A 19,236-nucleotide genomic window follows, 5' to 3' on the forward strand; every position below is an offset into this window, starting at 1 on the left:
CCGACTGCGGCGGCGCCTGCGCCTGCGCCACCTGCCACGTCTATGTGGACGAGGCCTGGCGTGACAAGACCGGGACCGCCTCGGCCATGGAGGAATCCATGCTCGACTTCGCCGAGAACGTCGGGGACACGAGCCGCCTCTCCTGCCAGATCAAGGTCAGCGACGCGCTCGACGGCCTAGTGGTGCGGATGCCGGAGAGCCAGCACTAGCCGCTACCCGTTCGAGCCAACCCTAGGCGTCAAATCGGAACCCGGCGCCCTCCCGCATTATGTATCCCGCCGTCGGCGCCGCGTAGTGAGTGCCGATGACTAGGATCGGCTTGTCGGCCCATTCGGCAAACAGTCGCGCGCGGGTCGCCGCCGCCGCCCTTGGGTCGCTATCGAACGAGGGAGACCAATGCGGGTGGGCCATCTGGCAGGGATGGTGGCTCATGTCGCCGGTGATGACCGCGGACTCACCTTCGGACTCGATCATCACGCTGACATGGCCAGGCGTATGTCCGGTGCTGGGCGTGAGCCGAAGGTGGGGCGAGATGCGGTGATCCATTTCAACGAACTCAGCGAGCCCCGCGTCGAGAATGGGCTGTAGCGAGTCCGACAGGATCGTTTGCTGTTCCTCGTCGCCTTCTGCGCTCCAGTGGGCGAATTCCGTCTTGCCGAGGAGGTAGCGGGCATTTGGAAATGTCGGAACCCACGCGCCATCCTCAAGCTTGGTGTTCCAGCCCACATGATCCACATGCAGGTGGGTGCAGACCACGGCATCGACACTCTCCCGCGACCAGCCGACCTCGGCCATGGACTGCAGGAAGCCGGTGGCCAGCGGCTGTCCACGCAGAATGGACCGGGGCCGATCGTTTCCGATGCAGGTATCCACCACCAGCCGCAGGCCCGGCGCATCCACCAGCAGCGCGTGGATGGACAGCAGCAGCTGATCCTGCTCGTTGACGAAATTCGGGTACAGCCACGGGATGGCTCGCAACGCCTCGGGCGTCGCCTCGGCCAGAAAGGGGTTGGCTCGATTGTATGGGATCGGAATCTGGAGTTCCACGATTCGGGTGATCTTCACCGCCCCAACTTGCCAACTCAGCATCGCAGCCTCCCTTTGGTCATGGTCGCGGGCCGCATCGCGGCGGGGGAAATCCAGGCTGAACAATTGTGCAACCGCGGCTGACTCTTAAGCCTCTGCTCGCCCCTCGCGAATTCTGCCACGCTCAGTTGGCTGCGGTCAGATCTGGCAAGCCCAGGATCCGCTTGGAGATGATGTTATTCTGCACTTCCTGGCTGCCGCCATAGATCGTGCTAGCCTTTCCGCCCAGCCAGCTGCGCACGGCGTCCAACTCAGGGGGCGTGAAATCCTCGCCCGCCCAGCCCAGGCCCTGGTGACCCATGATCTCGAGCGTGAGTTCGGCCCGGTCCTGGATCCAGCGGGTGCCGGCGTTCTTCATGATCGAGGTCGCCGCCGACGGGCCGGAATTGCCCTTGGCTTCCGCCATCGCCCGCATCGCCGTCTGCTGGAAGGCGCGCCCGTCCATCTCATTTGCAACGATCCGGGTCCGTAGGTCGCGGTCGGCCAGGCGACCCTGCGTGTCGACGCCGACATAGGCCTTGGCGAGATCTGGAAGGGCCGCGGAGCCGCCGAGGGCGTTTCCCATGCTCGATATGCTGGAGCGCTCGTGCTGCAGGAGCCGCTTTCCGATCGTCCAGCCGGAGTTCAGGGGCCCCACCAGATCCTTCTTCTCGGCGCGCACGTCGGTCAGGAAGGTTTCGCAGAACGGCGAGCTGCCGGCGATCAGCTTGATCGGCCGCACCTCGACGCCTGGCTGGTGCATGGTGAAGAGCACGAATGAGATGCCTTCATGCTTCTTCGTGGCATCGGTTCGAACAAGACAGAAGCACCAGTCCGCCCATTGGGCGCCCGATGTCCAAATCTTCTGGCCGTTGATCCGATAGTGGTCGCCCATGTCCTCGCATCGCGTCTGCAGGGAGGCCAGATCAGAGCCGGCCCCGGGCTCGGAGTAGCCTTGGCACCACTGAACTTCGCCGCGGCAGATCGGCGGAATATGCTCCAGCTTCTGTTCTTCAGTGCCGTATTCGAGCAAGGTCGGGCCGAACATCATGACGCCCATTCCCCCGATCGGGTTGTAGGCGCCAGCGCGCGCAAATTCCTGGTGGATGACGCGGGCGTGGGCCGACGAAAGCCCCGCACCGCCGTATTCGGCAGGCCACATCGGCGTTCCCCAGCCCTTTTCGCCGACCGCCTTGCGCCAGGCGACCTGTTCCTCGGTCGGCTTCGGGCGCTCTTCAAGCCCGATCGGATTGCCCAGACCCTTCAAGTCCGAAGGGAAGTTGACTTCGACCCAGGCCCGCACGTCCTGACGAAAAGCCTCGATAGTCTGATCTGCGCCGTCAGTCATTAGAAGAACTCCATTGTTTGAAGAGACGCGATCAGTTTCCAACTTGGCTGGAACAGCCACGTTTAGACTACGTAGTTATCAGACGGCGATCCCGTATAGTTCCGCCACGTTGTCGTGCCAGATCCAATTTCGTTCGTGCTCGCTCAAATCCTTGGTGTGTTGTTCGAGCATTGTCTGCGACAGGGGCCAGGTCGAATCCGAATGCGGGAAATCGTTCGCCCACATCAGTCGACGGACATTGCACATATCCTTCATTCTGAACGCCACCCAGTCATCCTGGAAGGTCACATAGATGTTTTCCCTGAAATACTCGCTCGGCATGCACTTGAGCGGCGGGGCCTTCATCCAGTAACGATGGCGTTTGTGGGCGTGGTCCATTCGATACATGTAGTGTGGGACCCAGCCCGCGTCGGCCTCGACGCACGCGACCTTGAGGCCGGGAAAACGATCGAAGATGCCGCCGAATATGAAGGTGCCCATCACATCCTGGCAGCCGCGAATGATGGACAGGAAGCCGCTGGATCCGCGGACCGCGCGTCTGGCCCGCGAGTCCGTCCGATTTGCCGGTCAGGATATGGAATGACAGCGGCATGTCGCACTCGACGGCGGCCGCCCAGACCTTGTCGTAGACGGTACAGTCGTAGTCTTCGACGGCGGGGTTGCCGGGCATCATCACGCCCTTGAAGCCCATCTCCTTCGCGCGAAGGATTTCCGCGACGCCGTCCTCCGGCGTGCGCATGGAAACCTGCGCCAGACCGTAAAGGCGATCCGGAGCTTCACCGCAGTATTCCTGCAACCATCGATTGTAGGCCTCGAAGCAGGCCTTCTTGAAATCGAAGTAGGGGTGATTGCAGAGCATCATCCCGACTGTGGGATAGATCAACTCGGCCGCGACGCCGCCCCGTTCCTGGTCGGCCACCCGGAACTTGGCGTCCCAACCACTTCTCAGGTCCTCGAAAGCCACGCCGTGCGTCGTGATCCGCGACGGGTCTTTGCCGGCGGCGGCGACCAGCCCAATTGGAATCGGCGAGGCTAGTCCTTCGATAACAAAGGCATCGCCGATCTTGTTGAGCCGCTCCACCCGCGGGGCGCGGTCGCGGAACTTCGGATCGATGTAGTCGACGTAGCAATGTGGCGGCTCGGTGATGTGCGAGTCCGCGGATATCGGATTCTTGATCATTCGCGACCCCACTCGGCTGAGGAATTGGTGCTTTCAACGATGACGTAGGATTCGCGGCGTAGCATATATATGTCAGCGCCAAACACCAACATGTGGTCATTGAGCTCGCGGATATGGGGCTTCGAGCAGCAACAGACGTCGGCCTGAACTCCGCGCCAATTTTGAGGAGTTGAGTTCTACGGTCTGTCGGTCAAAGAGCGACGGGGTGAGCCAGGTTCAGCCGGGCTCGCCGACGACCGTCAGAGTTTCGATGCCGCGGAAGAAGGGAAGGGGCCGCCACTTTGGTGGGCCCGCCTCGGCGAGTTGCAGGCGGGGAAAGCGTTCAGCCAGCCGCAGGAACACACGCTTGGCCTCGAGCCTTGCCAACGGGGCGCCGATGCAGATGTGCGCCCCGCCACCGAACGCCACGTGCGGCGCGCGCTTGCGGGTGATATCGAACCGGTCCGGGTCTTCGAACACCTCCGGGTCGCGATTGGCGCCATGCAGGGAGGTGATAAGCAGCTGACCTGCCGGGATTTCGCGCCCGCCAAACTGTCGAGGCGCTTCGGTGACGCGGCTGGTGATCGCAACCGGCCCTTCGAACCTTAGGACTTCCTCGACCGCAGCGCTTGAAAGCCGAAGGTCGGCTGTCAGCTTGTTCCATTCTTTGGGGTTGCTCAGCAGAAGCCATATCCCGTTGCCGATCAGGTCGGTCGTGGTTAGGTTGCCGCCGACCAGCAAGGCGGAAAGGTTCACCCGTATCTCGTCGTCCGACAGCGGAGCCCCTTCAGCCTGTAGCTTCACCATGTCGCTAATCAGGTCTTCCTCGGGTGCCGCCCGCCTTGTGGCCATCAATTCGGTGAAATATCCCGTGAGCTGCGCTGAGCCCCATTCCGCGCGCGCGGCCTGCTCCGGTGAGCGGAACGGGTTGAGGCTGAGAATCACCGCCTCGGACCAGTCTCGGAATTCCTTGCGCCGGTCCGGCTCGACCCCGAGCACGTGGGCGATGGCCAGTATCGGGACTGGAACGGCGACTTCGGCCATCAGATCGAAGGCCTGGTCGCGCGGCAGGGCGTCGATCACCTCGTCGATGACCTGTTCAAGGCGCGCCTTCATGCGATTGACGCGACCGTAGAACGCCTGCGCGAGCGGTGGCCGAACGCGGCTGTGGTCAGGTTCGTCGAGCGTCAGGATGCTCTCCTGGCGGCCCAGCATCTGCTCCGGCGGCCGTTTCAGAAGCGCTCCGTCTTCAGCATGGTTTGAAGCGCGCCAGATGCCGGCGTCGTTGACCGTCAGCCTCACATCGGCATACCGGGTCAGGAACCAGCTCTTGACCGGCTCGTCACGCATCACCGGACAGCCCTGGCGCAGGTCCCTCAGCCGGCTATGTGGATCGTCGCGTGCGGCGGGATCCAGCGCGGTGGTCTGGACGATGCCCCACGGGGGCGGTGCGGTGGCGGGAGTTTCGACGCTGTCTGTCACGGTCATTCTCCTCGATCTGCTTCCAGGCCCTGGCGCTGCGATCCTCGGCTCCGCCAAGCCCGTGCGGCGGGGTCGTCAGTACGTCCGTTGCTGACCCGCAACGGCCGGCGGGTCGCTCAGGGGCGCTTCGCGGCGGGCATAGGCATCTATCCGAGATTCAAATATAGGACGGAGGCCGTCAGAAAATCCCAGTTGGACGTGGTGCGCAAGCAAATTACAGCCGAAATGATCCGCTTGGCTCCCGCTGGCCGCGGAAGGCCTCGAGATCCCGCGATTGAGGCCAGGGTCTTCGACGCGGCGATGGCCCTCTATGCCGAGGCGGGGTGGAAGGGCTTCACGTTCGAGGCCGTCGCCCGAAGCTCGGGTGTCGGCAAGGCTTCGCTGTATCGGCGCTGGCCCCGACGCGGAGATCTGCTTCGCCAGACGTTCGAGGCGCGCTGGCTGCGGGTTGGTTGCGTCGACCAGGGAGACATTCGGGCCGATCTCCACACCCTCGCATGGATCGTCGCGCGCTCGCTAACCGGGCCGTATGCGGGGGCGCACGATCGCCTGCCCCTCGACATCGCCGAGCATCCGGAGGTTCTTGATTTCCTGCGGCCCTACGCTGAGGCGATGATCGCCGAAGGACGCGCGATCATCCGGCGCGCCATGGATCGCCGTCAGCTGCTAAATGCAACAAGCCCTGGCCTCGTCATGGACCTGATTGTTGGCGCCATAGCAAATCACATCCGGATGACCCCACCCCGTCTAAGGTCACGCATGCTCCAACAACTCGACACTTTCGTTCTCGACCTCGTGGAGATTGTGCTCACGGGACTCGACGCGTCGTCGGCCCGAGCCTCCTTCCACGAAGGAGGCCCTCCAGCGTAGTCGTGGGCGTTCTCCGGTTCCCGCACGCATATCGCTGCGGCGAGAGCATCCGTCGCGTTTCGAGAGTTGCATGTCGGACCCTCACGACGAAGATCATCTGATAGACAGCAGCCCGGCACAAGCCGACCGCGATCCCCGCCTGGCAATCCGCTTTCAATGTCCGCCTGAACTCAAGGGGCGGGTGCCGATCCCGATACCCCGCGGCCTAGGGGTTGCCCACTTGGCTGCGTGAGATGCCAGCGCTTTCCATGAACCCGGTCGTCGACTCGTATGACGATATGGTGAAACGCTGCCTGCCCATTGTCGACGCCATGACCTACGGGTTGGTGATACCGCTGGTTTGCTTCGTTAGGTGCGAGGGCGAGGAGCTGTCGTGGGACCTGGACCTACCCCCATGCGGGGCGATGGAGTTTCCGCGTTCGCCGCTCGGCTTTCATCACCCGGCGCAGGTCACCGGGACGCCGCTGTGCGATGAGGATCGCTTCCTGATCAAGTTCCACAGCTTCTGGACCATCGAGACGCCGCCGGGCTACTCGGTGCTGTTCATGCATCCGGCCAATCGCTTCGATCTGCCTTTCACACGCTGACGGGGGATGTTTGACTGCGACAGCTACCATGACCTATTCGCCAATATACCGGCGCGGTGGAGCGACCGCACGTTCCGGGGCGTGCTCAAGCGGGGCACCCCGATCGCCCAACGCATCCCGGTCCGCCGGGAATGACTTGAGGCGGTCCCCGGGGCCAGGGATGAGACCGCCACATCTCGCTCGATCAGGACGCTCCGTCGCATCCGCAGAACACGCGGCGTCTACCGGCACGAGCGGCGACGCTGAGGCCCTCAAGGGCCGGCCCGGAGGTGCTCCCGCGCACGGCTGGGCCGCAGGAACAGTCGCCCCGGTCCGACACCGCACTGCGCAGTCGCTGCCAGACCCCAGAGTCTGGGCTCGCCGCGTACAACGGCGCGAAGCTGGGCTTCTCCGGCCTCACGCCGTCCCGCCTCGAGGAGGCACTTGGCCAAGGCAATCCGGGACACCCCGTCCCAAGGCTCTTCAAGAAGAGCCCTCTCGTAGAGCTGCGCGGCCGCCAAATGCTCGCCACCCAGCGACAGCACGCCGGCGAGCGAGGAGTGCGTCTCGTCTGCGGGTGGGCTCCCTCCACCTCCGAGAACACGCGGCGGGCCGCAGGGCAGGCTGTGCAAAAACTCGAAGCGTTTTCTTATATTAGCTGACGCATGTTGGCGGCTTCTCGGCCGAGGAGCCGCTGGTCATCTGACCTGCAGAGGGCCCATCCAACGCCCCTGGCGACCAGAGGGGACCGGACCTCAAGTGAGTGCCCAGCCGGCGTCGTCCATGGCCGCCTGCGCAGCCTCGGCTTGCGGAAGGTCGGCCCGCTAGCGCAAGGCGTCAATCCGCTTTGCAGTCACACTCCTGGAGGCGTTCGAAGCCAACCACTGCAGCGGCGGTATGATAATGTCGGATTTGAGCACCTTCTGCCGCTGCGATTCGGGAAACCCAGCCCGGGATCATGCCCGTCGCGGCCGCCCCGCCGGGGAGGAGGGCGTTCACCGTGACGCCTGTGCCGTCGAGCTCCTGCGCCCAAATTATTGTCTCTGACTCCACGGCTGCCTTGGACGGTCCGTAAGGTGAGAAGCCGCGCCGGCGCATGGTGGCGTGGTTCATGGTGATATTGATGATCCGCCCCCGGCCGGCGGCGATCATGTGCGGCGTGGCCGCACGGGCCATGATGAAGGGGCCGTCGACGTTGGTGTCGATCACCATGCGCCAGACCTCCGGATCAGTCTCCCAAAAGCACGTCGGCTCGGTCAGGAATCTCTCACTAACCTATTTCATGGCCCGGTCGGCGTTGTTGGCCAGGATGTCCGGCGGACCGAAGGCGCCAAGCGCAGCCTTGACCACGCGCGCACAATCGGCCTCTCGCGTCACGTCCGCAGTCACAGCTCGCAGCCGCTCTCCGTCGGCCTCCTCTGCGACGCTGTCCAACTCCGCGCTCTCGCGAGACACCGTGGCGATCACGCGTACGCCGGCCCCGTCGCCGTCTGATCTGGCTGCGGAGGTCGCCCGGCTCAAGCGCGAGAACGAGCGGCTGCGGATGGAGCGCGACATCTTAAAAAAAGCCGCGCTCATCTTCGGATCGGCCTCCCGATAAAGTTCGGGTTCGTCGATGAGCATCGCAAGGTCTGGCCGGTTCGGGTGATGTGCAAGGCTCTGGGTCTGTCGGTCAGCGGCTACTACGCCTGGCGCTCACGGCCTGAGAGCGCGCGGGCGGCCGCCAACCGGGCGCTGACCGAGGACATTCGGCAGATCCATGCCGAGAGCTGCGGGACCTACGGCTCGCCGCGGGTGCATGCCGTGCTGCGCGGCCATGGCCGCCGGATCGGACGCGCGCGCATCGAGCGGCTGATGCGCAGAGCCGGTCTGCGGGGCCTGGCGGCCCTGCCCAGACGGACCCGCACCACTGACAGCCGTCACGGCTATCCGATCGCGCCCAACAGGCTCGGCCGCAACTTCCAGGCCCAGGCCCCCAACCAGGTCTGGCTGGCCGACCTCACCTACATCCCAACCGGCGAAGGCTGGCTGTACCTGGCCTCGGTGCTCGATCTGCACACCCGCGAGATCGCCGGCTGGGTCCACGCGCCCGCCGCTGCGTGTGGAGATCGCCCTGGAGGCCCTCGACATGGCCATCCAGCGCCAGCGGCCAGCCCCCGGCCTGATCCACCACTCCGATCGCGGCATCCAATACGCCGCCCAGGCCTATCGCTCAGCCCTGGCCCGACAAGGGATCACCCCCTCCATGAGCCGCAAGGGCGACTGCTGGGACAACGCCCCGATGGAGAGCTTCTTCCACACGCTGAAGACCGAGCGGGTCCACCACCGGGTCTACGCTACCCGCGACCAGGCCCGGCGCGATCTGTTCCAGTACATCGAGGGCTTCTACAATCCCCGTCGCCTGCACTCGGCCCTGGGCTATATCAGCCCAGCCGACGCCGAGCGCAGAGCGGCTTAACCCCGTCCACTGATTCGGGGGAAGATCAAACTTGGTGGCGAGCACGACCTGATCCCGGCGGTCGCGAATAGCGCGCCCGACCAGCTCTTCGTTTTGACCGAACCCGTACATATCGGCGGAATCCAGGAAGGTGACGCCAAGCTCGATAGCACGGTGAATAGTCGCGATTGACTCGGCTTCGTCCGCTCCTCCGTAGAACTCGGACATGCCCACGCAGCCAAGGCCGAGCGATGAGACGGTAAGATTGCCGGGCCCCAGGACGCGGTAATTCATGGCGAGGTTCCTATGTCTGGCTGTTCCAGCCAACGGGAGAACGATAGGCCGGTTCCGTACGCGGAGCGCATCGGCGTCGCACGCGCGGTCCAAGGCGGGCGCGGTGGCTGCGGCGCTCTCTCCCGGTCCGGGGTATCCGGCAATGCCCGAGGGACCGGAGAGAGACTCCACTATTCCCTGAGGCGTCGGAGGGCTACAAACAGGCCACCGATACCGACCAGGACCATAACAGCGCCCGCGCCGCCCACGATAAAGCTGATCAATTTCGGTCCTTAGGACTGCTCTTGCTGAAGAACCATGTGAGAGGACGTCGGGTTCCAGCCCAACGGCCGACTTGCTTTGGCCGGTCGATCGAAGCATCCAGATCCCATGTCGCCACTGATCCTCTCTTCACAGGACTATCGCCGCCTCGCCACCGTGCTCCGCACCTTGGCCCGCACCGGGGCGCGACCTGCCTTAATTCGCTTGGGACTGCTCCGCGGCGTGGCGTCGGACGGCGACGCCTTCGCATACGAGGGGTTTGTCGCGGCGCTGGAGGAACTCGGCCCGACCTTTGTGAAGCTTGGCCAGATCATGGCCACCCGGTCGGACCTGCTTCCGCCGGAGCTGACGGAGCGGCTCGGCCGGCTGCACGATGATGTGTCCCCGGCGCCTTTCGATGATTTAATCCGCGAACAGCTGACGATCGATCTCGGCGCCTCGCCGGACGAGCTTTTCGCCGAATTTTCCTCGGTGCCGATCGCCGCGGCCTCCATCGCGCAAGTCTATGCCGCCCGGCTAAGGACTGGTGAAGACGTCGTCGTCAAAGTCCGCAGGCCGGGGATCGAGGCGGTCATGCGCGCGGATCTGCGGTTGCTCGCGGCGGCCGCTCGCGTAGTCGAGCGCCGCGCGCCGGCGCTGCGCCGACACCAGCCTGTGCGTGTCGTGACTGAACTCAGCGAAGCGCTTCTGGAAGAAATCGACTTCCGGATCGAGGCCCGCAACCAGACGGAGATCCGTAAGCGGGCGAGGGTGTTCCAGGTGCCGCTTGTCCACGAGCGGTTTACCACCGAACGGACCATGGTCAGCTCACGCGTCCGCGGGCGCACTCCCAACCTTGCGTTCCGCAGCGAGGAGCCGGCCTTAGCGCGCACGCTGGCGCCAGACGCGGCGAGGGGATTGCTCGGCATGATCCTACTGGACGGCGTGTTCCACGCCGATCCTCATCCTGGGAATCTTCTGGTCACGCCTGAGGGCCGGCTCGCTCTTCTGGATTTTGGGTCAGTCGGGCGGCTTTCGGCAAAACGGCGCGAGCAGGTCCTTATCGTCCTCGGCTCGCTGGTGGACGCCGACGTCGCGGCCGTGTCCGATGTGCTGATGGACTGGGCTGGACGAACCGGCGTCCCGCCGCCCGGGCTCGAACAAGGCGTCGAGAGGTTCTTCCTGCGCTATGCGGCCGACTCCGGAAGGCCGATCAGGCTCGCGGAGGCGATCACCGAGTTCATAGCGATTGCTCGAGATAACGCCCTGACCTTGCCCCCGGATCTACTGCTCCTGATGCGGGCGCTGGGCATCGCCGAGGGGCTGGCCAGGACCCTCGACCCGGATCTGGATGTCGTGGCGGCGATCACCCCCGTGGTCGTGCGCGCCTTCGCCTCCCGCTTTGAACCGAAGGCCCTGGCCACCCGGGCGTTCCGCGCTTTCAAAGAGTTGGACCAGATCCTCACCATGGCGCCTGAGGCTCTCCGCCGCGGCATAGGGCGGTTCAGGCGGGAAGGCCTGGTCCTCAAGGTCTCCAGCGCTGACCTGACCGACATAGCCCACGCCGTGAGGCGCGCCGGCGACAATCTCGCACGCGCGATCGTTGTCGCCGCCCTGGTCATCGCAACCGCCATCATCTCCTCAGCCCTCGACGACCAGGTCGCCGCGCTGGCGCGCGCCGCGATCCTGGTCCTCTCAGGCGTGGGGTTGCTCGCCTTCTTGGGCCGCCTCTTCCGGCGGGACTGAGCCATCTTGCACCGGGACGCGCTTGGCGTCCCCGCGGCTCCAAGCGGCCTTGGCCATCTCAACCGTTAGAACGCCGTCCTCAAGCGTCGCGGTGACCTGCCCGGGATCCACAGGTTCCGGCAGGTCGACGCTCCAGGCAAAGGGGGCGCCGATTTTGCCGGACCGTCGCTGCCGGCCGGCCGCTTGCAACCGCAGACTTTGCGGAGTCACGTCCAGAATCAGATCGTTCCTGGCATAGCCCGGGACGTCGAATTCAACTGTTACATTTTCGATCGTCTGCATCACGTCGAAGGCCGAGCGCGCTCCTGCAGGAGAACTAGGCGCCGCCCCAGCCCGGCGGCTCACGCCTTTGAGGGCGCGGCCGATGAAGCTGTCGTATTCGAGCCCGGCGGAATACACCCGCCGTCCCAGCTTTAGGTAAACATCGCCAATCATCGTTAACTCCTGAAGACGCCTTGTTCACCCGAATGAATGGCCCGATGGCGGCGAATTCAAGGCCGTCAGGTCTCCCGTAAGTCGATGACTTTAGGCCGCGAGGGCCCGCTATCAAGCCCTCCTAGGAAGGCGAAACAGTCGGTTTGAGTCATGTGAGCTCCTTGAGGGAACCCGTCCGCCGTGGCTTTGAAATTGCCGGGATCAATGTCGATGCGGCGCTTCAAAGATCAGGAGAAACGCTGCGGAAACAGGTGGTTCGGTTCTGGCGGAGGCATCAATGAGCTTCATCGAAGGTCAAAGCCGGGCCGAAGTCTGTCTGCTCGCGCCCTGCATTGACGACTACGTCTCGCCGAATGCTCTGGTGGAGGTTGTGGACGTTTTCGTCGACAGATTGGATCTGAACGAGCTAGGTTTTGGGCGCACGGTCGCTGCGGCCACGGGTCGTCCTGGCTTTCGGCCGGGTGACATGCTGCGGCTCTACATCTGGGGTTACCTCAACCAAGTGCGTTCATCGCGGATGCTGGAGCGGGCGTGCGTCCGCGACCTGGAGGCGCCGTGGCTGATGAGGCGGTTGGCCCCCGACTACGGGACGATCGCCGCCTTTCGCCACGACAATCCGGAAGCGATCATTCGCACCAGCACCGCCTCTGTCCAGTTCTGCCGTGAGCACCAAGATACGTGCCGTCGCCAGCCCCAAGAACATCGCTGGAGCCGAGCCTTGCGGTCGAAGCCGCCGTCACCGTCCTCGTCATGGTACACGACAACCGCATAGGTCCGCTTCGGTAGCCAAAAGCACGCACGGGGCTTGAGGCTTGAAGCGGGCACGCGCGTCCGCAGAAGCTTCCCGCCTCGAGCCATGAAGCGGCGCCGGTCGTCAGGATATATGGTGATCGTAACCTGTCCTTGGATGTTTCGCAGACCGTCCACCTAGACCGTCAATCTCGGTTTCCGTGGCCCTTTGTCTCCGGCGCACCTCGTTTCCGCAAACGGAGGCGTGGCGTAGGCGAGCGCCACAATGCGAAAGGCGAGGGGAAGGAACTGCAGCCACGCCGAAAGCGGCTGGATTGCTCGCCGTTTGCGCTCGGTCGCGGCGACATGCTCAACCCTGCTCATTGCCCCCCGCCTGAGTCGACGAGCGCTTCGTCCGAGACCACGTGCCTGGCGATCAACATGCTGCAATTGACGTGGTCCATCAGGTAGGCGCCGCTGCTGCTGGCCCACCATCGATCGAGAAAGCGCCGATGCCGGTGGCCTACGACCAGGAGGTCTGCGGCGACTTGCTCTACGAAGGCGGCAATCTCGGCAGCGGGCTCGCCGCTCCGCAACTCGGCGACCGGCTCGAGGCCAAGTTGCCGCAGCCGCGTGACGCCCTCTTCGAGCACCGCACGGTACGCTTCCTGCTCGTGAGCGATGACTCCGGCGTAGGCGCCTTCGGCCAGCCGAATCCCAGGCGTCTCTGCGGCGACCGACAAGAGAAAGACCCGGGCCCGAAGCCTCATGGCCAGCATCGCGCCCTCGCGCAGCGCGGCGCGGCCCTCCACACTGCCATCGTAGGCAAGAACGATTCGCTGATACATATGAACCCCCGCTTCAGACCCAAGTGCAGCGCCAGCATTTCCCGAAGGGCGTCCAATCGCACCCAACGCACCTTCGTAGGCTAACGGTTAGGGGGGCTATCATTCAACAAGCGCCGAGAGAATTGCGGTGGGGGCGGTTGGATGCTAATTATTAGCTCCCTATCGACATGGATTTGTACTCGATGACCGCCAGACACGCCTTTGGACAGGCGGCGAACCTGATGAGCCGTCGTTGGCGGGCGCGCCTGGACGAGCGGCTTAAGGACACGGGCCTGTCACAGGCGCGGTGGCTGGCGTTGTTTGAACTTTCAAGTTCGGACGGGGGGCTGACGCAGCGGGATTTGGCGGATCGGCTCGGAATCGAGGCGCCGACGATCGTGCGCCAGCTGGATGACCTTGAAAGGCGCGGCCTGATTGCGCGGCGGGAGGCTCCGAATGATCGGCGAGCCAAACACGTCAGCCTCACCGCCGCGGCCGAGCCTGTCCTCGATCACATCACAAGCATTGCGGCCACGCTTCGCGACGAGTTGCTGTCGGATATTTCCGACGCCGATCTGGCCACCTGTCTGTCCGTCTTGGGACGAGTCAACCGGCGTTTGGAACAAAGATGAGCGCGGCGGATGACACCGCCCCCGCGAGCGTGAAAAGCCTTCGCCTCGGGCGAAGCCCCTCGCGGCGCATGCTTGTCGTCGCCGCCGTGATCGTGGCCGTCATTGCGGCTGGCGTGGCTTGGCTACACGCGAGGGCCGGCCGGGTATCGACCAACGACGCCCGCATTGCCGCGGATGTCATTGCGGTTTCCAGCGAGGCGGCCGGGCGGATTGTTCAGCTCGATGTCAAAGCCGGGGACCAAGTCAAGAAGGGCCAAGTTCTGGTCCGGATAGAACCCCGCGACGCTCAATATAGCTTGGCGGAGATCGACGCCAACATCGCGAACCTGCGCGCGCAGCGCGCGCAGTTGTTGGCCCAGCAAAGCTTGGTGCGCAACACCGTCGGCAATCAAGCTGGGGTGTCCTCCGCGACCGTCGACAGCGCCCAGGCCGACTATCTGACCAGGCAGGCGGAGCTGGCCGTGGCGCGGTCGGCCTTTCAGCGCACCGAAATCCTCTATGGGAAAGGACTCGTCGCCAAGAGCCGGTTCGAGGAGGATCAGGCGCGGCTGCGGGCCGCCGAGCAAACCGCGGTCCGCGCCCGCGCCGCGATCTCCGGCGCGAAGGCGGGCGCCGAGGTCACCCAGACCGGCCTCCAGCAGGTGGAGGTGATCGCCGCGCAGATTGCGGGCGTCGACGCCCAGATCGATGCGCTGGCTGCGCGGCGTGAACAGCAACGGCTCGATCTCGGACGGCGACAGATCGTGGCGGCCTTCGACGGGGTCGTCGATCAGACCGTTGTAGATCCGGGCGAGTACGTCTCGCCGGGGTCGCGCATCCTGCTCTATCACGACCCGCACACCGTCTGGGTGGATGTGAACGTCAAGGAGACCGAGTTCCGAAAACTGAAGGTTGGCGCGCCGGCCAAGGTGAGGGTGGACGCCTACCCCGGCCGCACCTTCGCGGCGAAGATTCAGCGCTTGGGAGGAGCCGCCACGAGCCAGTTCGCCCTGCTGCCAAATCCCAATCCGAGCGGCAACTTCACCAAGGTGACCCAACGGCTGCCTGTGAGGCTGGCGATCACCCAGCAGCAAAATCTTCTCCGGCCGGGTATGATGGCGGAGGTCACGATCGATGCCGCAGACTGAGGCCCTCTTCGCGCGCTATGGATCGATGTACCGCTGGCTTGCGACGGCGGCGGCCATGGTCTCGGCGATCGCCGTGGTTTTGTCTTCCACCATCGTGAACGTGGCTGTCCCGGCGATCATGGGGCAGTTCGGCATCGATCAGACCCGGGTGCAGTGGCTCGCCACCGGCTTTCTCGCGGCGATGACGGTCACCATGCTGCTCTCCGCCTGGTGCGAACGCACCTTCGGTCAGCGGCAAACCATGATGGTGGCCCTGGGCGTGTTCCTGTTCGGATCGGTCCTCGGCGGGCTGGCGCCGGATGATACTGTGCTCATAGTCTCCCGGGTGATCCAGGGCGCCGCAGCGGGCGTCATCCAGCCGCTGGCGATGGTCGTGATGTTCCAGGTGTTTCCCCCCGACAAGCGCGGCGCGGCCATGGGCATATTCGGGATCGGCGTGGTGCTCGCCCCGGCGCTGGGTCCGTGGGTCGGCGGACTGCTGATGGATAGCTTCGACTGGCGGTTCCTTTTCTATTTGGGGATTCCATTCGGGCTGGGCGGCATCACGCTGGCGCACCTCTTCCTGCCCGATCGCGATCCTGCGGTCGCGAAGGCCCGACTGGACTGGCCGGCCCTGGTGTGGCTCAGCTTGGCCCTTCTTGCGTTGCTGGAAACCATGTCCAGTGGCCAGCGCCTGGGCTGGGCCTCCACTCCTGTCCTCGCGGGGTTTGCGATCACGGTGACCTGCGCGGCGGCCTTCCTCTTCCGCGAAAGTCGGATTCCGCATCCGCTGCTCGACCTGCGAGTGTTCGCCAGCCCCCCCTTCGCTGCGGCCGCCGCCGTCAGCTTTGTGTTAGGTGCTGGCCTGTATGGCACGACCTATCTGCTCCCGGTTTTCGTCCAGCAGATTCAAAACTTCACCCCAACCCAAGCGGGCCTGCTGCTGATGCCGGCGGGCTTCGTCCTGGTCATCGTCTTTCCCGCCGCAGGAATGATGAGCGACCGGCTGTCGCCAGGATTGCTGATCGGGGCGGGCATGGCGATCTTTGCCTATTCCTCGTGGCTTACGGCCCACGTGAGCGCCGACACGGCCTTCTGGACGCTCGCCTGGTGGACGGTGATTGGCCGCATTGGCATGGGTTTTGTGTTTCCCTCCCTGAGTTCCGCAGCCCTCAAGGTGCTGCCGCTGGAACTGTTGTCCCAGGGCTCTGGCTCAATGAACTTCACCCGGCAACTGGGGGGGGCGCTTGGCACGGGTATTCTAGGTGTCATCATTGAGCGGCGAACCGCGTTTCACGGCGACGCCCTCGCCGCGACCCAGACGTCGGATAATCCCGCTACAGCCAGCTATCTCATGGAAGCCGCGCGAACCGCCCACGCGTTGGGACTCGGGCCTCTGGAGCAACTCCCCGCGGCCGGCTGGCTGCTGGGGCAAGGGGTGTATTACCAGGCCGCCGCCGCCGCCTATCGCGACGGATTCCTGATCACGGCCATGGTCTTCGCCGCGGCCCTCGCGCCGACTTTCGTGCTTCATCGCGCCTTGGGGCGCGTTGCGGCGCGGCTAGGTCCAGGCCCACAGTCGGCTGAGAAGGCTGAAGGCGAGGCGGATGCCGGGCCGGCAGCAGACCCTGTGCTTGAAGTCAAGGCTCGCGCGGTAAGAATATGAGGAGACACGCCAACTCGACCTGCAAACGCAAGCGGGAGGCGATCCTCTTGGCTACGGCGGACCTCATGAGTCGGCTTGGCCCAGATGTGTCGGTCACCTTGATCGCCCGCTCAGCGGCAGTCTCCAAGCAGACGGTCTACAATCATTTCGGCAGCAGAGCCGGCCTGATGGATGCTTTGGTCGCCAGTGGCCTCAGTGTTTTGTACGATCCAATGCTTGATCTGGACAGCAACGAAGATCCTGAGGACGACCTGAGATCCTACGCCCTCGCCTTGCTGCGCGGGCTCTCACAGCCCGCCTATCGGAAAATGCTTCGCGCGATCTTCTTTGCGATCCAACACGATGCGGCGGCGGCCCAGCTGATCTATGGTGCGACTGCGGTGCGTACGCGGGAACGCATCGCAACCTATTTCCGCGCGCAATGTGCGCGGGGGCGTCTCACCGTCGATGAACCCGACATCGCAGCTCAACTCTTCCACACCGCTGTCGTATCGAACGCGCAACTCATGATTCTGGCGGGGATCCTCGATCCAATACACATAGAGACCCATGCTAGAGCTTGCGCGAGACTCTTCGTAAAGGCCTACGCAAATGATCGGTAATGTGCCTGCCGAAACTGTGACATGAGTCCTGCGCCGCAAGGCGGTCCGCCTAAGCTGTAGCGGCTTGCGGTTCGCCTCGCTCAGCCAATTTCCACCACTCCCTGGGCGCTGCCCGGGCGAGCCGTGGGAATAGGATAGCCAAGGCCAGCTACAACTTCAGGCGTCGGATGGCGCCGCTGGGGAAGTTCGATCACGATCCGACTTTCGGGCCTGGCACACGACGGCGCGCCTTGATCCGGTATCACTTTGATCAGCGCAAAGGTCAGCGCCGCCGCCGCCGCCGCGCCGGCCGTCCGTTCAGCCGGCCGGGCTTCACGACGCCAGGTGAACAGCAAAGACGCGCAAGCGTGAGACGGGGTTGGTGGCCCCGGCTCAGGTCGGCGGCTACAAGCCCAGGACCCTATCGGGAGACTGTGCGCAGTGGCTACGGGCGCGCATCGCCTCTGGTCCGTTCACGCTGAGGGGCTTGGCGGCGGAGCTGGCCGAGCAAGGGATCAAATCCAACGCGCGCGCATTGTGGGTGTTCGCCCATGCCGAGGGCTGAGCTTCAAAAACGTATTGGCCCGCCGTAAGACCGCATGTCCGTGAGTGGACGCGCCGTTGGATGCAAGGGGTTTTTTCGAGAGGTGGCGGCGCGCAGGTTCAGGTGCTTCCGTGTGTCCGGCCTTTTGATGCGGGCTGTTCACTTTCTGCTGGCCTGTATGGAGATCGCGGGCCGGGTCCATTTCGCTGAGGCGCGCTCAGGTCGCGTGGACATATCCCTGGTTTTCCCGACCCCGTCTTCTGACCGTTGCGCCACACCTCTCGTCCGACCTTTCCCGCCTCCCTGACCGCCTCGGCCCGGCGGGGTTAAACCGCCGCAGCCGGAGCTCTGTAGGATCCGCCGTGCGCCATCAGCGCCCAGACGATCCTCGCCATCTTGTTGGCCAGCGCAACGGTCACCAGCATGCGCGGCTTCCTGGTCAGCATGCCGACCAGCTACGGGCTGGCCCGCGATCCATCTCGTCCGGCGTTCCTGGCCGCCGACCTGGCGCCGAGGATCGGCAGCCGTCGCCAGGTGCGCTCGCCCATCTTGGTCGTCCGGCCCAGCCGCTCCTTGCCGCTGGAGTGCTGCCTGGGCGTGAGCCCCAGCCAGGCGGCGAAGTCGCGCCCGCGCCGGAAGGTGCTCGCATCAGGCGCCTGCGCCACCAGCGCGTGGCGACGACAGGCCCGACGCCCGGGATGGTCATCAGCTGAGTGGCGACTGGATCGGCCTTGGCCCTGGCCGCGATCTCACGATAGAGCACCGCGATCCTCGTCTGGGTCGACTGCAGGCTCTCGGCGATCACCGCCAGCACTGGACGCGCCTCGGCCGGCAGCTCGGACGATGGGATCGAAGACCAGGTCGATGAGCTTGCTGACGTGCCCAGCACCTGGCGCACGATGAAGCCAAACTCCAAGAGATGGCCGCGCAGGGGGTTGATCAGCTGGGTCCTCTGCCGGACCAGCAGATCGCCGGTGCGGAACACCACGGCCGCGCCCTGAGCCTCGGCGCTCTTCGGCGTGACGAAGCGCATCGACGGCCGCTGCGCCGCCTCGCAGATCGCCTCCGCATCGGCCATGTCGTGCTTCTGCCGCCTCACGAACGGCTTGAAGTAGGCCGGCGGGATCAGCCGGGTCCCATGCCCCAGCGCGGCGATTTCGCGCGGCCAGTAATGCGCGCTGGCGCAGGCCTCCATCGCTACCAGACACTGCGGCTGGCTCGCGAAGCACGCCAGCAGCGCGTCTCGCCTCAGCTTCTTGCGGAAGACCCCGCCTCCACCTGTTTGCGATGACTTGGGCCGCTCAGAGGAGCGGGCGCGAGCCCCGCCTACTTCCTTGACAGCGGACCATCAGAGTGCTGTCCCGGCCCCACGTTCCGCTGACGCTGCTGGCCGGTGATGGTGACGATCCCCCTGGGCGGATCGTTTCATGTCTGGATTTAGCCCTACGGTTGACCCGGTGCAGGTTCGCCGGCTGGAGGTGCTGACGGGCGTGGGCGGGCGGCGGCGCT

16 protein-coding genes and 6 pseudogenes are annotated in these 19,236 nt (G+C 64.7%); 10 read left to right on the top strand and 12 right to left on the bottom strand.

The features are described 5' to 3' along the window. The coding region (locus AX721_RS23740) for a 2Fe-2S iron-sulfur cluster-binding protein (RefSeq protein ID WP_156467353.1) at positions 1 to 209 on the top strand (209 nt) is incomplete at its 5' end. 22 nt (positions 210 to 231) lie between these two features. On the opposite strand, the gene AX721_RS23745 is transcribed toward AX721_RS23740, so the two are convergent. From AX721_RS23745 to AX721_RS23760, 5 genes and pseudogenes are all read right to left on the bottom strand, one after another. Continuing rightward, positions 232 to 1,089 (bottom strand): MBL fold metallo-hydrolase, encoded by an 858-nt coding sequence (locus tag AX721_RS23745; protein ID WP_197422696.1) that lies wholly within the window; start codon positions 1,087 to 1,089, stop codon positions 232 to 234. A 121-nt stretch (positions 1,090 to 1,210) separates the two neighbouring features. Further along, on the bottom strand, positions 1,211 to 2,413 hold the full coding sequence (locus AX721_RS23750; protein ID WP_068878442.1) for an acyl-CoA dehydrogenase family protein: 1,203 nt from the start codon (positions 2,411 to 2,413) through the stop codon (positions 1,211 to 1,213). Between the two features lie 78 nt (positions 2,414 to 2,491). After that, complete coding sequence (locus tag AX721_RS28475; protein WP_231733138.1) at positions 2,492 to 2,893, bottom strand: amidohydrolase family protein; 402 nt, start codon at positions 2,891 to 2,893, stop codon at positions 2,492 to 2,494. Between the two features lie 70 nt (positions 2,894 to 2,963). Beyond that, positions 2,964 to 3,593: pseudogene (locus AX721_RS23755) on the bottom strand (amidohydrolase family protein); the annotation flags it as partial. Between the two features lie 216 nt (positions 3,594 to 3,809). After that, a complete protein-coding gene (locus AX721_RS23760) occupies positions 3,810 to 5,054 on the bottom strand; it encodes a cytochrome P450 (protein ID WP_197422698.1) in 1,245 nt (414 codons plus the stop codon). Positions 5,055 to 5,141: 87 nt separating this feature from the next. Between AX721_RS23760 and AX721_RS23765 the strand changes: the two genes are divergently transcribed. Beyond that, positions 5,142 to 5,924, top strand: coding sequence for a TetR/AcrR family transcriptional regulator (locus tag AX721_RS23765; RefSeq protein ID WP_197422699.1), 783 nt, complete (start codon positions 5,142 to 5,144; stop codon positions 5,922 to 5,924). 248 nt (positions 5,925 to 6,172) lie between these two features. Further along, positions 6,173 to 6,511, top strand: coding sequence for a hypothetical protein (locus AX721_RS28150; RefSeq protein WP_197422700.1), 339 nt, complete (start codon positions 6,173 to 6,175; stop codon positions 6,509 to 6,511). A gap of 251 nt (positions 6,512 to 6,762) precedes the next feature. Here AX721_RS28150 and AX721_RS28840 read toward each other — a convergent pair whose 3' ends face one another. Together AX721_RS28840 and AX721_RS28480 are read right to left on the bottom strand one after the other, a co-directional pair. Then, positions 6,763 to 7,035, bottom strand: a complete 273-nt coding sequence (locus tag AX721_RS28840) for a tetratricopeptide repeat protein (RefSeq protein WP_197422701.1) — start codon at positions 7,033 to 7,035, stop codon at positions 6,763 to 6,765. Positions 7,036 to 7,327: 292 nt separating this feature from the next. After that, positions 7,328 to 7,957 (bottom strand): annotated as a pseudogene (locus tag AX721_RS28480) (SDR family NAD(P)-dependent oxidoreductase). On the opposite strand from AX721_RS28480, the pseudogene AX721_RS28485 reads away from it, so the two are divergent. Next, positions 7,956 to 8,948, top strand: a pseudogene (locus AX721_RS28485) (IS3 family transposase); the annotation flags it as partial. The pseudogenes AX721_RS28480 and AX721_RS28485 sit on opposite strands and share 2 nt — an antisense overlap. A 21-nt stretch (positions 8,949 to 8,969) precedes the next feature. Here the strand turns inward: AX721_RS28485 and AX721_RS28845 are convergent. Then, positions 8,970 to 9,581, bottom strand: a pseudogene (locus tag AX721_RS28845) (aldo/keto reductase); the annotation flags it as partial. A gap of 9 nt (positions 9,582 to 9,590) precedes the next feature. Between AX721_RS28845 and AX721_RS23790 the strand changes: the two are divergent. Then, a complete protein-coding gene (locus AX721_RS23790; RefSeq protein ID WP_068878447.1) occupies positions 9,591 to 11,207 on the top strand; it encodes an AarF/ABC1/UbiB kinase family protein in 1,617 nt (538 codons plus the stop codon). On the opposite strand, the gene AX721_RS27060 is transcribed toward AX721_RS23790, so the two are convergent. Then, complete coding sequence (locus AX721_RS27060; RefSeq protein WP_082765237.1) at positions 11,157 to 11,642, bottom strand: Hsp20/alpha crystallin family protein; 486 nt, start codon at positions 11,640 to 11,642, stop codon at positions 11,157 to 11,159. The genes AX721_RS23790 and AX721_RS27060 overlap by 51 nt on opposite strands. A gap of 277 nt (positions 11,643 to 11,919) precedes the next feature. Between AX721_RS27060 and AX721_RS23795 the strand changes: the two genes are divergently transcribed. Beyond that, positions 11,920 to 12,414, top strand: a complete 495-nt coding sequence (locus AX721_RS23795) for a transposase (RefSeq protein ID WP_068878448.1) — start codon at positions 11,920 to 11,922, stop codon at positions 12,412 to 12,414. A gap of 5 nt (positions 12,415 to 12,419) precedes the next feature. Here the strand turns inward: AX721_RS23795 and AX721_RS28850 are convergent. Together AX721_RS28850 and AX721_RS23800 are read right to left on the bottom strand one after the other, a co-directional pair. Continuing rightward, a pseudogene (locus AX721_RS28850) lies at positions 12,420 to 12,569 on the bottom strand (DUF2141 domain-containing protein); the annotation flags it as partial. 182 nt (positions 12,570 to 12,751) lie between these two features. After that, complete coding sequence (locus AX721_RS23800; RefSeq protein ID WP_068878449.1) at positions 12,752 to 13,219, bottom strand: universal stress protein; 468 nt, start codon at positions 13,217 to 13,219, stop codon at positions 12,752 to 12,754. Positions 13,220 to 13,401: 182 nt separating this feature from the next. On the opposite strand from AX721_RS23800, the gene AX721_RS23805 reads away from it, so the two are divergent. From AX721_RS23805 to AX721_RS23820, 4 genes are read left to right on the top strand one after another with little or no spacing between them, the layout of a single operon-like run. Beyond that, positions 13,402 to 13,830 (top strand): MarR family transcriptional regulator, encoded by a 429-nt coding sequence (locus AX721_RS23805; RefSeq protein WP_068878455.1) that lies wholly within the window; start codon positions 13,402 to 13,404, stop codon positions 13,828 to 13,830. Next, positions 13,827 to 14,957 (top strand): HlyD family secretion protein, encoded by a 1,131-nt coding sequence (locus tag AX721_RS23810; RefSeq protein WP_068878450.1) that lies wholly within the window; start codon positions 13,827 to 13,829, stop codon positions 14,955 to 14,957. Before AX721_RS23805 ends, AX721_RS23810 begins: the two co-directional genes overlap by 4 nt. Beyond that, a complete protein-coding gene (locus AX721_RS23815) occupies positions 14,944 to 16,602 on the top strand; it encodes a DHA2 family efflux MFS transporter permease subunit (RefSeq protein WP_068878451.1) in 1,659 nt (552 codons plus the stop codon). The genes AX721_RS23810 and AX721_RS23815 overlap by 14 nt, the downstream gene beginning before the upstream one ends. Then, positions 16,599 to 17,204 (top strand): TetR/AcrR family transcriptional regulator, encoded by a 606-nt coding sequence (locus AX721_RS23820; protein ID WP_068878452.1) that lies wholly within the window; start codon positions 16,599 to 16,601, stop codon positions 17,202 to 17,204. Before AX721_RS23815 ends, AX721_RS23820 begins: the two co-directional genes overlap by 4 nt. Before the next feature lie 849 nt (positions 17,205 to 18,053). Here AX721_RS23820 and AX721_RS23830 read toward each other — a convergent pair. After that, positions 18,054 to 19,066, bottom strand: a pseudogene (locus tag AX721_RS23830) (IS110 family transposase); the annotation flags it as partial. Positions 19,067 to 19,236: the final 170 nt, after the last annotated feature.

It is taken from the genome of Phenylobacterium sp. CCH9-H3 (assembly GCF_001557235.1).
Taxonomy (GTDB): Bacteria; Pseudomonadota; Alphaproteobacteria; order Caulobacterales; family Caulobacteraceae; genus Phenylobacterium.

Bases quoted from the DNA above. Each gene is read 5' to 3' on its own strand.
- AX721_RS23745 (WP_197422696.1), bottom strand. From the start codon at position 1,089: ATGCTGAGTTGGCAAGTTGGGGCGGTGAAGATCACCCGAATCGTGGAA.
- AX721_RS23750 (WP_068878442.1), bottom strand. From the start codon at position 2,413: ATGACTGACGGCGCAGATCAGACTATCGAGGCTTTTCGTCAGGACGTG.
- AX721_RS28475 (WP_231733138.1), bottom strand. From the start codon at position 2,893: ATGGGCACCTTCATATTCGGCGGCATCTTCGATCGTTTTCCCGGCCTC.
- AX721_RS28150 (WP_197422700.1), top strand. From the start codon at position 6,173: ATGAACCCGGTCGTCGACTCGTATGACGATATGGTGAAACGCTGCCTG.
- AX721_RS23790 (WP_068878447.1), top strand. From the start codon at position 9,591: ATGTCGCCACTGATCCTCTCTTCACAGGACTATCGCCGCCTCGCCACC.
- AX721_RS27060 (WP_082765237.1), bottom strand. From the start codon at position 11,642: ATGATTGGCGATGTTTACCTAAAGCTGGGACGGCGGGTGTATTCCGCC.
- AX721_RS23795 (WP_068878448.1), top strand. From the start codon at position 11,920: ATGAGCTTCATCGAAGGTCAAAGCCGGGCCGAAGTCTGTCTGCTCGCG.
- AX721_RS23800 (WP_068878449.1), bottom strand. From the start codon at position 13,219: ATGTATCAGCGAATCGTTCTTGCCTACGATGGCAGTGTGGAGGGCCGC.
- AX721_RS23805 (WP_068878455.1), top strand. From the start codon at position 13,402: ATGACCGCCAGACACGCCTTTGGACAGGCGGCGAACCTGATGAGCCGT.
- AX721_RS23810 (WP_068878450.1), top strand. From the start codon at position 13,827: ATGAGCGCGGCGGATGACACCGCCCCCGCGAGCGTGAAAAGCCTTCGC.
- AX721_RS23815 (WP_068878451.1), top strand. From the start codon at position 14,944: ATGCCGCAGACTGAGGCCCTCTTCGCGCGCTATGGATCGATGTACCGC.
- AX721_RS23820 (WP_068878452.1), top strand. From the start codon at position 16,599: ATGAGGAGACACGCCAACTCGACCTGCAAACGCAAGCGGGAGGCGATC.